Source organism: Acidovorax delafieldii (assembly GCF_007993815.1).
In the GTDB taxonomy this organism is placed as follows: Bacteria; Pseudomonadota; Gammaproteobacteria; order Burkholderiales; family Burkholderiaceae_C; genus Acidovorax; species Acidovorax delafieldii.
The window spans coordinates 185665-200156 of the sequence record NZ_VJWE01000018.1 but is presented as its reverse complement, the minus strand read 5'-3'; the positions used below and the strand labels follow the sequence as shown (position 1 = coordinate 200156).

Sequence of the window (14492 nt, the reverse complement as noted above, 5' to 3'; positions counted from 1 at the left end):
AACTACCCCCGCCCCCGGCTTGCTGCCTGCATGATGGGGTCCCCCTTGCGCCTGCCCACTGCCTGCGACCACCTGCCATGACTGTTCTGATGCACCTGTCGGACTTGCACTTCGGTGCGCACGACCCGTTGGTGTGTGCTGCTGTGCAGCGGCTGGCGCAACGCCTGGGGGTGGCCATGGTGGTGGTGTCGGGCGACCTCACGCAGCGCGCCACTGCCGAGCAGTTTGAGCAGGCCGCGCGGTTTGTGCAGGGCCTGCATGCGCGCAGCACCCTGGTGCTGGCGGGCAACCACGACCTGCCCCTGTTTGCGTGGTGGATGCGCTGGGGCCGTTCGTACGAAAGGTTCTCTGAACAGTTCGGCATGGACCAAGAGCCGGTACGGCAGATGGGAGCGTTCTACGTGGTGGGCGTGAACACCACGCGTGCCTGGCGGCACGAGCGCGGCAGCCTGTCGTCTGCCCAGATCGAGCATGTGGCGCTGCTGCTGGCGCGCGCCCCACCTGGTGCATGGCGCATCGTGGCCAGCCACCACCCCTTGGTGGCCCGCGACGCCGAGGACCGCGACCACCGCCCCCATCGCGCCGACGAAGCCGTGGAGCGCTGGCGCATTGCCGGTGCGCAAATGCTGCTGTCCGGCCACGTGCACCAGCCGCGCCTGTTGCAGCCAATGCCGGGGCTGTGGGCCAGCAGCGCGGGCACGGCAGTGTCGCACCGCCTGCGGCACGGCAGCCCCAACAGCCTGGTGGTGCTCAGCACTGAGGCATCGGGCGCTGCGCCAGACGGCCAGGCGAGGGTGGCGGCACGGTGGGACTATGACGGCGCGGTGGGCGAGTTTGTGTGTGTGGACCGGGTGACTGCCAGGTGACGGCGGAAGACGCATCAATTGCTATGTTGTTGATAGCATTTGATGCTTATGGATGTAGCGCTTCCAGCCAAAAAGGCCGAATTCTTCTACTGGGAAGCGCTGCGGCGCTGCTGGCACGCCCCACACCGGTTTGCTGATAGCGGGCAGGTGCCGCTGACCTCGCTGTTGCTGCTTTGCCCGGGGTGTTTTCACCGGTTGACCAGCCGTGGGGCGGCGCCTATTCTGGGTGGTGAATGGCAGGCATTGCCTTTAGAACCTGAACAGGTTCTTACCCCCACCCACAAAAACCCGGCCGCTCCACGCCCCAGACCTCCATGCACAAAGAATTCCACCACGACGCTGTGCGCCGCCTGCAGGCGCTGATCGAACGCGAAACCGGCAAGCCTCTGGGCGAGGCGGCGCAGGCCGAGATGGCGGGCATCCTGCACGGTATGGAAAACCCCGAAGGTGCTGCCGCCAACGGCCTGGAGGTGGCGCCGCGCGAGGTCACCATCCTGCTGGCCGACCTGCGCGGGTTCACTGCGCTGTCGGGCTCACAGCCCGCGTCGGTGGTCATTGCGGCGCTCAACCGCTGCCTGGCACGGCTGTCGGAGGTGGTGTTCAAGTACCAGGGCACCATCGACAAATTCATGGGCGACTCGATCATGGTGCTGTTCGGCGCCCCGGTGGCTCGAGACGACGATGTGGACCGCGCGCTGCTGTGTGCGGTGGAGATGCAGATCGCCATGCGCGAGCTGAACCTGGCCCACCTGACCGAGCGCCTGCCGGAGGTGTTTCTGGGCATTGGCGTGAACACGGGCACGGTGATGGCCGGGCGCTTTGGCTCGGATGTGTATTCCGAATACACGGTGATCGGCGAGGCCGTGAACCTGGCGTCGCGCATCGAGGCGCTGAGCCTGCGGGGCCAGGTGCTCATCAGCGACTCCACCTACCAGCGCTGCTGGGGGCTGGTGTCGGCGTCCGCGCCCATGCAGGTGTTCGTCAAGGGGCGCACGCAGCCTGTCAGCCTGCGTGAGCTGATTGCCATCCCTTCTCACAAGCTCAAGGTGCCCCGCCAGGAGTTCCGCCGCAGCCACCGTGTGGACGCGCGCCTGCCCTGCCTGTGCCAGCGCATGCAGGACAAGATCGTGGTGCCCCACATCGTGCACGGTGCCATCCGCGACATTGGCTACCACGGCCTGCTGGTCGAGCTGATCGAGCCGCTGGAGCCCCACAGCGAGATCAAGCTGGAGTTCGAGCTGCCGCTGGTGGACTACCGCGTGGCCGATGTGTATGCGCGGGTCATCACCCTCAAGCAAGAGGGCGACGAATGGGTGGCCGGGCTGGAGTTCACCTCCATCAGCGCCGAATGCCGCGCCAAGGTGCAGATGTTTGTGCAGCTGCTGGTGGCGCACTGACGCGCGCGGACACCGCACCGCTGGCCGTTCAGCATCCCAGCATGTGGGCGAGATCGGCCAGGTCCTTGGCGTGCAAGTCATTGCCGAGCTGCGGCGACACATCCTTGGGCTGTGCCACGCCAAACTCGTGTGGCCGTTCGATGTACGCCGTGCGCAGGCCACAGCCCCGCGCAGCGGCCAGGTCATCGTGGTGCGCCGCCACCAGCGCCACCTGCTGTGGTGGCAGGTCAAACACCCGCGCCACGCCCAGGTAGGTGTCGGGATGCGGCTTGTAGGCCTTGAACACCTCGGCGCTCAACACACAGTCCCAGGGCAACCCGGCGCGCTTGGCCATGTCGGTCAGCAGGCCGATGTTGCCGTTCGATAGCGTGGTGATGGTGTAGCGCTGCTTGAGCCGCGTCAGCCCCCGCACGCTGTCGGGCCAGGCATGGAGCCGGTGCCACGCGCGGTTGAGGTGGTGGCGCTCGGCATCGCCCAGGTGTGCCAGCCCAAAGCGCGGAAGGATCTCGTCCAGGATCTGCCGGTGCAGGGCATCGATCAACGTCCAGCCCTGTTCGCCGCGCATCACCCGCGCCATGGCGGGCTGGTAGCCCGCGCGCCACGCCAGTGCAAACGCATCGGCATCCACCTGGGGATAGAGTGCCCGCACCTCGCGCGCAATGCTGCCGTGCCAGTCCACCACGGTGCCAAAGATGTCGAAGGCCAGCACCTGCACCTGGGCAAAGGGATGGTCGGCAGGCAGGGCAGTGGGGTTGGTGGATGGGAGGGTGTTCATGCGCCCATCGTAGAGGCGGCGGCAAGCCCTCGTCCCCACTGCGGCATTGCCGCCACACTGCGCACAAAGGGCTGGAGTGCTGCCCGCAGCTTGCGCTACATTGGCTGCGGGCTGGCCTTTCTGCCAGCCACGTCGCTCGGACGGTTCCGGGCGCTTACGTGAAAGTCACACCGCATGTCTGCATCGCAGGGCAAGCGCCGTTTTGCGCGCATCGATCGCCTCCCTCCCTACGTCTTCAACATCACGGCCGAGCTCAAGCTCGCCGCCCGCCGCCGGGGCGAAGACATCATCGACATGAGCATGGGCAACCCCGACGGGGCCACACCACCGCACATCGTCGCCAAGCTCACCGAAGTGGCCCAGCGGCCCGACACCCACGGCTACAGCGCCAGCAAAGGCATCCCGCGCCTGCGCCGCGCCATCAGCCACTGGTACAAGGACCGCTACGCGGTGGACATCAACCCCGATACCGAGGCCATCGTCACTATCGGCTCCAAGGAAGGCCTGGCCCACCTCATGCTGGCCACGCTGGACCGGGGCGACACCGTGCTGGTGCCCGACCCGAGCTACCCCATCCACATCTACGGTGCGGTGATTGCCGGTGCCGACATCCGCAGCGTGCCCGTGGCGCCCGATGTGGACTTTTTTGCCGAGCTGGAAAAGGCCATCCGCGGCAGCTACCCCAAGCCCAAGATGATGATCTTTGGCTTCCCCAGCAACCCCACCGCGCAGTGTGTGGACCTGGGCTTCTTCGAGCGCGTGATCGCCCTGGCCAAGAAGCACGACATCCTGGTGGTGCACGACCTGGCCTACGCCGACATCGTGTACGACGGCTACCGCGCGCCCAGCATCATGGAAGTGCCCGGCGCCAAGGACGTGGCGGTGGAGTTCTTCACGCTCAGCAAAAGCTACAACATGGCCGGCTGGCGCGTGGGCTTCATGGTGGGCAACCCCGACCTCGTGGCCGCGCTCGCCCGCATCAAGAGCTACCACGACTACGGCACCTTCACGCCACTGCAGGTCGCGGCGATTGCCGCACTGGAGGGCGACCAGCAGTGCGTGAAAGACATCGCCGCCCAGTACCAGCGCCGCCGCGACGTGCTCTACAAGGGCCTCACCGAAGCCGGCTGGGCCGTGGACTGCCCCAAGGCCAGCATGTACATCTGGGCCCGCATCCCCGAGCCCTACCGCGCGCTGGGTTCGCTGGAGTTCGCGCGGCAGTTGCTGGACAAGGCCAAGGTGTGTGTGTCGCCTGGCATTGGGTTTGGCGACCAGGGGGACGAGTACGTGCGGTTTGCGTTGATCGAGAACGAGGCGCGGATTCGGCAGGCGGTGCGGGGGATTCGGGGGATGTTCAAGGCCGATGGCTTACTGAAGGTGCCAACTGTGGCGCCGGTGTAAGCCAGCGAGAACTGCCGGTTTGAGGATCACACTACACACGGACTCCGAGCGGTTGGCCTTGAACGGGGCCACCGTTCGGTGTCCGAAAAAACCGCTGCAGAGCATTTCAATTGACAGGCTGTAGCGGCCCCATGCATGGAATTCTTCAATGGAATACGACAAGAATATTTCACCTGTGGGCTGGTATGTGGTTTCCTACCTGCTGCGCTTCGTGGAGTTGAATGACGACAGGAAAGACGATGATGAAGCTCGATTCCTGTCTTGGGAAAACACCGTTCTTGTACGTGCGTCAAACCTCGATGAAGCCCATCAAAAGGGTCTGTCGGTTGCTCGCGAGAACTCGAAACCCTACAAGGGTGGGCCCGAAGGTGTACCTGTTCAATGGAGGTTGGTAGGTATCACTGATGTCCTGCCTATCTACGAAGAGCTGGCAGATGGGGCGGAAATCATGTGGACGGAGCGTGCCCCTCGAAAGCTCAAGAACCTCAAACAGATGGTCAGGCAGAAGGGGGATTTTCGGCAGTAGATGCCAATCCCTACGCGGATGTTGGAAATCATCGGCTTTCGAAATCAATCCCTGGGGGCGCTTTCCCAAATCAGCCCTGCGCCAAAGCTGAATATCACTAGCAACACGCCGTACCACCCGGTGAACCAACTGATGTTGATAGCCAAAAAGACGGCTGAAATCAGCGCAAAAAGCACCGCGAGTCCAATGCGCCAGTGAAACGCCAACATCGTGATCAGTTCAAAAAGGGCGTCCATACAACCTTTCAATTCAGCCGGATTGTCGTCGGCCACATGCGCCGCCTCACGCGGCCCACCTACATCGCCCAAATCCTGGGCGCCTCCCCCTCCAACCCCCACAACACCTCCCGCCAAACCACCCGCACGGCCTTGAGCAGCCTCATCGCGGGCTCCACCTGCGGCGCCAGCACGCGCACCACCACCATGCGGTCGTTGGGGCTGGTGGCGCCTGCGGTGGCCTTGACCAGGGGGTGCTGATCCATCACCGCACGGGCCGCGTCCAGTGCGGTGTCGCGGCGCGTCCGGTCAAGTGGGGGGCCTGCGGCAAAGAACATGCTGGCCATGCAGCGGTGGCCCCCCAAGCCCAAGGGGCTGCTCAGCAGCCGGTCATCGGCGGCGTCGACGACGCCGCGCTCCAGCCATAGGCCGGGCACTTCCAGGTGCTGGGTGAAGCGGCCTTGTTCAAACGGCTGGCCCGCGTGCGGCAGGCCTAGTGCGGTCACGTCCCAGGCGATGCATTCGGCGCCGGGGGCGAGGCTCAGCGTGAGGTGGTTTTCAGCATGGCAGGCGCTGTAGCACAGGGCCTCCAGCGGCAGCCATTCCAGGCGCGCGCCTTCGGCCAGGGTGAGGTGGCTGCGTTGCAGCGCCAGCGGGCCGGTGGAGCGGTAGAAGCGCGTGGCACCGGGCGTGGTGACCAGGCCATGGGCGCCGGGGCCCACGGTGGCGGTGATGTCCAGCGTGTCGCCGCCCACCAGACCGCCGGGCGGGTGCACCAGCACGTTGTGGCAGATGGCGTCGCCCTCGGGGTACAGGCTTTGCAGGATGCGCAGCGGCCCGTTGTGCTCGTAGCGGGCTACCGTGCGGGCGTTGTGTTCTGCCGTGTAGTCGAGCTGAAGGCGGGCGTGCCAGGGCATGTTTCGATGGTTTGCTACTAAATGAGTAGCTGATTATGCCCTGCAGGTAAGCGGTAGAGGCCCGTGGGTGCGACACGCGCCACCCGTTTTCTCTACGCTGTTTGGCGTACAGGTGTCTGCACGGGGGCTGTGGGTTCGGCCGTGTACCAGCTGCGCAGCTTGCCCGGGTTGAGCAGGCCCTGGGGGTCAAAGCGGCGCTTCATGCCCACCACGGCCGGGTCCAGGTTGTTCTGCTTGCCGTCTTCCACGATGTACACATGTGGGTTGTTGATCTGCACGCCGTGGTCGCGGTAGATCTGCATGATCTGGTTCAGGCGCTCTTCGGTGGTGTAGCGGATGATCTGCAGGCCGCTGCAGTTGAAGGCGCCTTCCTTGGTACGCAAGAACTCCAGGTGCATCATCACCTCGCCCTTCAGCGCGGCCTCCAGCGCCTTCACCTGCTTGAGGCGGTGCATGGGGTTGAAGCCGCTCTGGATGTAGGTCAGGCCCTTGTCCACCTTGAGGGCGTGCAGGGTGGTGTGGTTCCAGGTGTATTCGAGCAGCGTCTTGTGGCTGCTGGCCACTTCGTCGGCCGTCTTGCGGTAGGTGACCTGGCCGCCGTGCTGGGCCACCATGTCGCGCATGCCGGCTTCTGAGTGCGGGGCCACCAGCAGCAGCACCGCATGCTGATCGGCAGGCAGGTGCTCGGCCAGGCTGGTGAAGTATTGCGGGATGGGCGCGGCCAGAAAACACACCTCTTTTTTCTCCAGCCCGGGGGCGCTGCCAAAGCGGTCGGCAAAGTCCAGCGCGGCGTCAAACTGTTCGAAGGTGGCGATGCATTCGGTCCACTCCACGGCGGGGGTCAGGGCCACTTCCAGCTCCAGCACGATGCCGTTGGTGCCGTAGGTGTGGTGCAGCAGCATGGCCTCGGGGCCGCGCAACTCGATGACCTGCGGCTCGGGCTCCACCGTCATCGCACGCACGGCCAGAACGTTGCCAGGCGCGGCCAGCGGGCCGTGGTTGATGGAGCCTGCGCCCCCAAAGCCGCCGCCAAACAGCCCGCCCAGCGTGGCGCTGCGGTAGGTGCTGGGCAGCCAGCGCAGCTCTTGCCCGTGGGGCTTGGCCTGTGTGTCAAAGTCTGCCAGCCGAATGCCAGACTGCGCGCGGCCAACGCCGCCGCGCACCCAGCCAAAGGCGTTGTAGCCCGACAGGTCCAGGATCACGCCGCCGTGCAGTGGCGTGCTCTGGCCGTAGTTGCCGGTGCCGCTGCCGCGCACGGTGAGAGGGATGCCCGCGCTGGCGCATGCGGCTACCACCTGGCGGATTTCTGCTTCGGTGCGTGGGCGCACGGCGATGTCGCCACGCTTGCCCGCCAGGTCGCGTTTGAGCACGGGGCTAAACCAGGCAAAGTCCTGTGAGAGGCGGCCCACGCGCAGCGGGTCGGCAATCCAGTCCAGATCGGGCAGCAGGTCGGGCAGTTGATGGGCGGTGGTGGTCATATCGGTATCTCCTTGGCCGCTGGTGGCCGTTTTGGGCAAAAGGAAGCCCGTGCCGCGCGCCAGTGGCTGCGCGCGGTGTGTTGGCGATGGGGTTGAAAGGGCTAGTCGTGCGACGTTTCGCTGGCGTGCCAGCCGCCCAGGGCGACACGGGTGAGCCAGGCCATCAGCACGAACAAGGCGACGCCAGTGAGCGAAATCAGCAGCAGTGCAGCAAACATGCGCGGGATGTTGAGCTGAAAGCCGGCCTGCAAAATCTGGTACGCCAGCCCCGCACCCTGGCCCCCGGTGCCCGCCACAAACTCCGCCACCACGGCGCCGATGAGCGCGAGGCCGCTGGAAATGCGCAGCCCGCCAAAAAAGTAGGGCAGCGCGCTGGGGATGCGCAGGCGCAGCAGCGTCTGCAGCCGCGTGGCGCGGTTGAGCTGGAAGTAGCTTTGCAGGTCAGGCTCCACGCTGCGCAAACCCAGCGTGGTGTTGCTGATGATGGGGAACAGGGCGACCAGTGCGGCGCAGATCACCATGGATGCGGTCGGGTCCTTCACCCAGATGATGATGAGCGGCGCCACGGCCACGATGGGCGTGACCTGCAGCAGCACGGCGTAGGGGAAGAGCGCCGTCTCGATGCGTTTGCTCTGCACAAACAGGAACGAGATGAGCACACCCGCCACGGTGGCCACCACAAAGGCCAGCACCGTGATCTTGACGGTGACCCACAGCGAGCCGCCCAGGGCGGCCCAGTCGGTGAACAGCGTCTTCATCATCAGGATGGGCGAGGGCACCAGGTAGGGTGGCAGCTCCATGGCCGTGACCAGCCCCTGCCACAGCGCGATCAGCACCAGGCCGACCAGCACGGGGTAGACCACGCGCTGCACGCGGGGTTGGGCCATGAGCGGCGGGCGCTTGGGTGTGGCCTTGGCGGCAGGTTTGGCAGCGACTGGTGCAGGCGCTGAGCGCGGGGCGGCTGCGGGGTGGGCGGTGACCACGGGCGACGCCATGGGTGCGGAAGGGAAAGGGGTGCTCATGCCACGGTCTCCTCGGTGTCCACGCTGGCGCGCAGCAGGCTGTCCTGCAGCAGCTTGGCGTAGCGGCTGAATTCGGGCGAGACCATGAAGTCGGCCGTGCGGGGGTAGGGCGCATCGATGCGGAACTCTTCGACCACGCGGCCCGGGCGCGCGGCCATCATGACCACGCGGCTGGAGAGGAACACCGCCTCGTGGATCGAGTGCGTCACAAAGATCACAGTGAGCTTCTTCTTGCGCCACAGATCCAGCAGGTCGGCGTCGAGCTTGTGGCGCGTGATTTCGTCGAGTGCGCCAAAGGGCTCGTCCATCAGCAGCAGGTCGGGCTGGGTGACCAGGCCGCGCGCAATCGACACGCGCATCTGCATGCCGCCGGACAGCGCGCGGGGCAGCGCATGGGCAAATTTCGACAACCCCACCAGAGCCAGCGCCTCGGTCACGCGGGCATCGGCCTCTGCACGCGGCACGCCCGCCAGGTCCAGTGGCAGGCGCACATTGGTCTGCACACCGGCCCAGGGCATGAGCGTGGGCGACTGGAAGACAAACGCCATCTTCTTGCCGCTTTCGTCCAGCTGTGCCACGGGCTTACGCCACAGGTGTAGGCGACCGTCGGTGGGCTCCAGCAGGCCCGCCACCATTTTCAGCAGCGTGCTCTTGCCGCAGCCCGAGGGGCCGAGCAGGGTGACGAATTCGCCTTCCTCAATGGTCAGGTCCACCGGCAGCAGGGCCTGGGTTCCATTGGGGTAGGTTTTTTCGGCAGAGAGCACCTCCACGGCGGGTGTGGGGCGCGGCGCGGGTGCCAGAGGTGGCGAGGCAGCGGGAATGGACATGGTGGTGCCTTTCGATGGATGTGGCCGGGGAGGCTGGCCGCTGTGTCAGGGCGATGGGGCTTATCTGTCGTAGCACTTGGCTTGGCGCTAGCCGCTGGAAACTGGCGCGGCCCGAGCCAGCGAACGCCGAGCAAGGGCCGCCCCGCAGCGAGGGCGTTGTCCCCCTTGGGGGAAGGCGCGAAGCGACTCAGGGGGGATCAAGGAAGAACCTTGAGGTCTTTGACGAACGACGTGGTGTAGGTCTCGGCCAGCTTCACCTTGGCAGGGTCGATGAGCTTGGCGTCCACCAGGAAGTCGTAGCTGGCCTTGGCGCGTGCGTCGGTCATGATGCCGATGCCCATGGTGGCGGCGTCACCACCCGTGGCCATGCCCATTTCCTTGAGCTTGGCCACGCTGTAGGCGAGCTGCTCGTCGGTCATGTTGGGGTTGTCCTTCTTGATGAGCGCGTTGGCCGGGGCGGGGTCGGCCAGGTAGCTCTTCCAGCCTTCCATCGATGCCTTCACGAACGAGGCCACGGCGGCGCTGCGGTCCTTCACCGTCTTTTCCATGCACGAGATGGTGGTGGCGTAGGCTGGGTAGCCTTGGTCGCTGAACATCAGCGTGTTCGCCTTGACGCCCGCCTTGGCAATCGCAAACGGCTCGGACGTCAGGTAGCCCTGCTGGGCGGCGTTCTTGTCGGCCACGAAGGGCTGGATGTTGAAGGTGTAGGGGCGCGTCTGTGAGTCGGTGAAGCCGTACTTGGCCTTGAGCCAGGGCCAGTAGCCGCGCTGGGCCGACGAGGCGATCAGGATGGTCTTGCCCTTGAGGTCTTCGAATTTCTTCACGTCCTCGTGCGCGATGAGTACCTGCGGGTCCTTCTGGAATATGGCCGCCACATTGACCACGGGCACGCCGCCTTCACGCATCTGGATCATCTGCAGGTCGCTCGACCCCATCACGCATTCGGCCTGGCCGGCGGCCATCATCTGCACGATGTTGACCTGCGGGCCGCCCATCTTGATGGTCACATCCAGCCCGTACTTTTTGTACAGGCCCGTAGCCACCGCCTGGTAGAAGCCGCCATGCTCGGCCTGCGCATACCAGTTGGTCATGTAGGTGAACTTTTCCTGCGCGTGGGCCTGCATGGTGCCGACGGCACCAACAGCGAGCAGCGCGGCTGCACCAAGTTTGGAAAGGTGGGAGGCGGTCTTCATCATGGTGGTACTCCGGTAGGGTGGTGGAGGTGGAACGAAGGGACAACGAAGGGGAAGGCGAAAAGGTTTTGCGGTGGCGTTCGCAGGTTTCAGGCCAGTGCGCTGGAGTGCTCCACGTGGCCGGTGTGATGGGCGCGGCCCCAGGTGGGCTCTGGGCGTGGCGCCCACTGCAACCGATGCAGCTCGGTAATGGCGGCGGCCCAGCTCACGGCCAGCGAGTCGAGGATGGCGTGCCCCTGTTCGGCCGTGGCGGGCAGCGGGTCGCCAATGATTCCGCTGGGGCCGAAGTCGCGCGCACTCCAGGCGCAGGCTGGGCGGCCGTCGGGTGAGAGCAGGGACGAGTCAAAAACGGGCGGGTAGTTGACTACCGCACGCTCCATGTGCACGGTGTCGGGGGCCAGCGCCAGCATCAGCGCCGTCTCGGCGTGGCCTGCGTGCATGGCCAGTTTCTTTTCGGTGTCGGACAGGTACTTGCCCGCCACATGCGGCACCCGCCAGGTGAAGCTGGGCACCACAATGAAGTCGCCATGGCGCAGGCGCAGCTCTCGCGCGCACATCTCCATCACCTGCGGCTGGCCGCCGTGGCCGTTGACAAACAGCAGCTTGCGAAAGCCCGCGCGGTACACCGACTCGCCCACCTCGTTCATGGTGGCCAGCAGGGTCTCGCCGCTGAGCGTGACGGTGCCGGGAAAGTGCAGGTGCTCTTCGGACTTGCCGTAGGTGATGGGGGCCATCGCGAACGCAGGCACATCGGCCGGCAGGCGGGCCAGTGCATGGCCCACCACCCCCGCGCTGATCACCGTGTCCACCGCACACGGCAGGTGCGGGCCATGCTGTTCTGTGGCGCCTGTGGGCAGCACGATGACGGTGTTCTCCTTGTCCGGCAGGTCGGCGATCTCGGTCCAGCTCAGGTAGGGCAGGTAGCGGTGGGGCGGGTTGTAGCCGTGCAGCATGGGTGGTTCTTTCGTGAAGGAAGGCGTTGTCAGCGCAAAGGGAGGTAGGCCGTGGCCTCCACCTCGATGAGGATGTCGGGCGTGGGCAGCATGCCGCTTACTTCCACTACGGTGGAGGCGGGGGGATCGCCGGGGAAGAACAGCTTGCGCACGCGGCTGTACTGCGGGAAGTGGTCTAGGTTCTTGAAGTACTGCACCAGCTTGAACACGTCGGACATCTGGCCGCCTGCGGCCTCGATGGTCTGGCGGATGCGGTCGAGCACATACCAGCTCTGCGCGAGGATGGGGCCTTCCTTGATGTCGCTGCTGAACTCGCCCGTGCGGCCAATCAGCGTGGCGGCCTCATGCGGGATGTCGTCGTAGCCGCGCACAATGCGGCTGGCGGCAGGGTCCACGGCAATGATCCCGCTCAGGTAGATGAAGTCGCCTGCGCGGCGCCACGCGGCGTAGCGGGCCAGGGGCTGGGCGATACCTGGCGCAGATGTGGGGCTCATGCGAGGCTCCTTGCGGATTGGGTGGTTGGCACATGCCAGGCAGCCGGTGCATGGCCGCTGGCGACGCGGCCCTGGCGCAGCACCACACGGCTTTGTGCGCGCGATGGAAAGCCCCAGTGGTCAGCCTGCGTGAAGACCAGCAGGTCAGCCACCGTGCCAGGCTGCAGCGGCAGCGCCGTGGTGCCAGTGCGGCCGGTGCACAGCCAGTCGGCGCGGCACAGCGATTCGCTCCATTGGTCGAAAGGTGCATCCAGCTGCGCAGCCAGCACACCCGTGGCCAGGGCTTCCAGCGGGTCAAAGCTGCCCACGGGGCAGAACGGGTCTTGCACGTTGTCGCTGGCGACCAGCACCGGGATGCCGCGTGCACGGGCCTCCTTCACCAGCGTCAGACCACGCTGGCGCGGCGTGCGGCCGGTGGTGGCGTCCTGCAGCAGCAGGTTGGTGATGGGCAGGGTGACCAGGGTGATGGGGCTTTGTGCCACGGCATCGAGCGTGGCGAGGGCCGTGGCCTCGTCCTGTGCGGCCAGCGCGCAGGTGTGGCCGCAGACCACATGGCCTTCAAAGCGCAGTTCTTTGAGCAGTGCGGCGGTGGTCGCCAAGCCCTGGGCGCCGGGGTGCAGTTCTTCGTCCACATGCAGGTCCACGTTCAGGCCATGGTGTTGTGCGGCTTCCAACAGGTGGCGCAGCGCCTGCGGGTCCCAGTTGGTAGAGTGCACAAAGCCGCCCAGCAAGGCGCCAGGGCCGCTCGCAGCCACGGTGGCCGCCAGCCGCAGGGCGGCGCTGCGGTCCGTGTACAGATGCAAGGGGATCAGGCTTACGCGCTCCAGCGTGATGCGGTCGGCCCAGTCGTGGGCCAGTGCGTGCAACACGTTCCAGGCCAGCGGCTGCGCGTCGGGCTCCCACCAGTCGCAGTGGGTGCGCAGGTGGACGGTGCCTGCGTCGTAGGCCCATTGCAGCGCGCGGCTGGCGCGGGCGTGGATGTCGGCTTCGGTCCAGCCCTGGCGATCCAACATCATGGCCTCGATGGCGCCCAGCAGGCCGGGTTTGACCTCTCCCATGCGCGGCAGGGTGAAGGCCTTGTCCAGGTGGGTGTGCGCATCGACCAGGCCGGGCAGCACCAGCGCGCCTGCCACGTCCCACACAGCGCCGTGTAGCGCAGGCTGGGTGCCGTGGGGCAGCACCTGCACGATGCGGCCCTGGGCCAGGCGCAGATCGGCCAGTGCGGGCTGGTGGCCCTGCTGCGGCCACGCGGAGGGCAGCAGCCAGCGCGGCAGCCGGGCGCGCAGGATGTGGTCGGGGGTGTTGGATGCGTGCATGCCGTGGCCCTTAGAACGTTGTCTTATGCAAAGCGCGCCATCGCCTGGCCCACGCGGGCCTTGAAGGCCGCGAGTCGGGGCGGTGTGGCCACGTTCATGTGGTAGTAGGCGTGGTAGTCCACCCGCGCCTTGCCGCCCGTGAGCAGGCGCATGTAGCGGGTGATGGACTTGCGCGGCGGGTCGCCCATGAACAGGGCCGTCCAGCGCGGGCGGCCGTAGGTGACCACGGCGGAGATGCGCTTGATGTGCGTGAGCGAGGGCTTGACGTTGTGCGGGTCGCTGATGTCAAAGGCCACGCCGGGCATGAGCACGCGGTCGAAAAATCCCTTGAGCATCGCCGGCATGCCAAAGCACCAGGTGGGAAAGCAGAACACCACGGCTTCGGCCCAGAGCAGGCGGTCCACATAACCCTGCACGGGCAACTGGTTGCTGGGCACCTCGTGGTAGCCCAGGCGCTCTTCGCGTGTCATCACGGGGTTGAAGCCCTCGGCGTACAGGTCGCAGTCGTCCACCTCATGGCCCGCGCCGCGCAGCTGCTGCACCACCTCGGTGTGCAGTGCGGCGTTGTAGCTGGTCTCTACCGGGTGGCAATAGATCACGAGGATGCGCATGGCGGGGGTCCTTCGGGTTGTGGGGGATGGGCCTACAGGTCCAGCGTGAGCGTGGCGCTGTGGCTGCGCGCGCAGCACACGGCGACGTGGGTGGCTTGCTCTGCAGCGCTCAGGCAGCTGTCGCGGTGGTCGGGCTCGCCGTCCAGCCAGCGGGTCACGCAGGTGCCGCACACGCCCTGCTCGCACAGGGTTTCCAGCGGTACGCCAGCGAGCTGCAGCACATCGGCCATGCTCTCGCCGGGGGCGACGGGCAAGCGCATCTGGCTGCGCTGCAGGATCAGCTCGAATGCGTGTTCTGTGCGGGCGGCGTCGGCGGTGTCAGGGGCTGTCTGCATTGTTTGACCATGTGATTTGATCGATTGGTCAAACTATTGCAAAGGCTGTGCCAGCCACAAAAAGCGGTCAAACGTCTTTGTGGTGGATCAACGCGGCCTGAAAGGGGCTTTTGACGCCGCGTGCTGGTGCAAATTGCCCGGGATTCGCCCCTCGGGCACCCGAGGC

General features: G+C 66.0%; 16 protein-coding genes. 4 read left to right on the top strand and 12 right to left on the bottom strand.

Annotation, left to right across the window (positions count from 1 at the left end):
- Nucleotides 1-77: 77 nt before the first annotated feature.
- Together ATF69_RS21770 and ATF69_RS21765 are read left to right on the top strand one after the other, a co-directional pair.
- A complete protein-coding gene (locus tag ATF69_RS21770; RefSeq protein WP_244303788.1) occupies nucleotides 78-866 on the top strand; it encodes a metallophosphoesterase family protein in 789 nt (262 codons plus the stop codon).
- A gap of 314 nt (nucleotides 867-1180) precedes the next feature.
- Nucleotides 1181-2263, top strand: coding sequence for an adenylate/guanylate cyclase domain-containing protein (locus ATF69_RS21765; RefSeq protein ID WP_056060658.1), 1083 nt, complete (start codon nucleotides 1181-1183; stop codon nucleotides 2261-2263).
- 28 nt (nucleotides 2264-2291) lie between these two features.
- On the opposite strand, the gene ATF69_RS21760 is transcribed toward ATF69_RS21765, so the two are convergent.
- Entirely contained in the window at nucleotides 2292-3038 is a 747-nt protein-coding gene (locus ATF69_RS21760) for a haloacid dehalogenase type II (RefSeq protein WP_146872255.1), read from the bottom strand.
- A 174-nt stretch (nucleotides 3039-3212) separates the two neighbouring features.
- Here ATF69_RS21760 and alaC point away from each other — a divergent pair, with 174 nt between their 5' ends.
- Both alaC and ATF69_RS21750 read left to right on the top strand, forming a co-directional pair.
- Nucleotides 3213-4439 (top strand): alanine transaminase, encoded by a 1227-nt coding sequence (gene alaC, locus ATF69_RS21755; RefSeq protein ID WP_146872254.1) that lies wholly within the window; start codon nucleotides 3213-3215, stop codon nucleotides 4437-4439.
- 148 nt (nucleotides 4440-4587) lie between these two features.
- Nucleotides 4588-4965 carry a DUF4288 domain-containing protein gene (locus tag ATF69_RS21750; protein ID WP_056747367.1) on the top strand — a complete coding sequence of 126 codons (378 nt, stop codon included), beginning with the start codon at nucleotides 4588-4590 and terminating at the stop codon, nucleotides 4963-4965.
- Between the two features lie 44 nt (nucleotides 4966-5009).
- Here the strand turns inward: ATF69_RS21750 and ATF69_RS21745 are convergent, their stop codons facing one another.
- The 11 genes from ATF69_RS21745 to ATF69_RS21695 all read right to left on the bottom strand — a co-directional run bounded on the left by ATF69_RS21745 (nucleotide 5010) and on the right by ATF69_RS21695 (nucleotide 14326).
- A complete protein-coding gene (locus ATF69_RS21745; protein WP_146872253.1) occupies nucleotides 5010-5237 on the bottom strand; it encodes a hypothetical protein in 228 nt (75 codons plus the stop codon).
- A gap of 23 nt (nucleotides 5238-5260) precedes the next feature.
- Nucleotides 5261-6097: an urease accessory protein UreD gene (locus ATF69_RS21740; RefSeq protein WP_146872252.1), complete on the bottom strand. Its 837-nt coding sequence runs from the start codon at nucleotides 6095-6097 to the stop codon at nucleotides 5261-5263.
- Nucleotides 6098-6189: 92 nt separating this feature from the next.
- Nucleotides 6190-7575 carry an FAD-binding oxidoreductase gene (locus ATF69_RS21735; protein WP_146872251.1) on the bottom strand — a complete coding sequence of 462 codons (1386 nt, stop codon included), beginning with the start codon at nucleotides 7573-7575 and terminating at the stop codon, nucleotides 6190-6192.
- A 101-nt stretch (nucleotides 7576-7676) separates the two neighbouring features.
- Nucleotides 7677-8597 carry an ABC transporter permease gene (locus ATF69_RS21730; RefSeq protein ID WP_370641382.1) on the bottom strand — a complete coding sequence of 307 codons (921 nt, stop codon included), beginning with the start codon at nucleotides 8595-8597 and terminating at the stop codon, nucleotides 7677-7679.
- On the bottom strand, nucleotides 8594-9424 hold the full coding sequence (locus tag ATF69_RS21725) for an ABC transporter ATP-binding protein (protein WP_146872250.1): 831 nt from the start codon (nucleotides 9422-9424) through the stop codon (nucleotides 8594-8596). The genes ATF69_RS21730 and ATF69_RS21725 overlap by 4 nt, the downstream gene beginning before the upstream one ends.
- A gap of 197 nt (nucleotides 9425-9621) precedes the next feature.
- Nucleotides 9622-10620: an ABC transporter substrate-binding protein gene (locus ATF69_RS21720; protein WP_425291797.1), complete on the bottom strand. Its 999-nt coding sequence runs from the start codon at nucleotides 10618-10620 to the stop codon at nucleotides 9622-9624.
- Between the two features lie 86 nt (nucleotides 10621-10706).
- Nucleotides 10707-11570 (bottom strand): creatininase family protein, encoded by an 864-nt coding sequence (locus ATF69_RS21715; protein ID WP_146872249.1) that lies wholly within the window; start codon nucleotides 11568-11570, stop codon nucleotides 10707-10709.
- Nucleotides 11571-11599: 29 nt separating this feature from the next.
- Nucleotides 11600-12064 carry a RidA family protein gene (locus tag ATF69_RS21710; RefSeq protein ID WP_146872248.1) on the bottom strand — a complete coding sequence of 155 codons (465 nt, stop codon included), beginning with the start codon at nucleotides 12062-12064 and terminating at the stop codon, nucleotides 11600-11602.
- Nucleotides 12061-13380 carry an amidohydrolase family protein gene (locus tag ATF69_RS21705; protein ID WP_146872247.1) on the bottom strand — a complete coding sequence of 440 codons (1320 nt, stop codon included), beginning with the start codon at nucleotides 13378-13380 and terminating at the stop codon, nucleotides 12061-12063. Before ATF69_RS21705 ends, ATF69_RS21710 begins: the two co-directional genes overlap by 4 nt.
- 23 nt (nucleotides 13381-13403) lie before the next feature.
- Nucleotides 13404-13991, bottom strand: a complete 588-nt coding sequence (locus ATF69_RS21700) for an NAD(P)H-dependent oxidoreductase (protein WP_044398955.1) — start codon at nucleotides 13989-13991, stop codon at nucleotides 13404-13406.
- Between the two features lie 32 nt (nucleotides 13992-14023).
- Nucleotides 14024-14326 (bottom strand): 2Fe-2S iron-sulfur cluster-binding protein, encoded by a 303-nt coding sequence (locus tag ATF69_RS21695; protein WP_099729425.1) that lies wholly within the window; start codon nucleotides 14324-14326, stop codon nucleotides 14024-14026.
- Nucleotides 14327-14492: the final 166 nt, after the last annotated feature.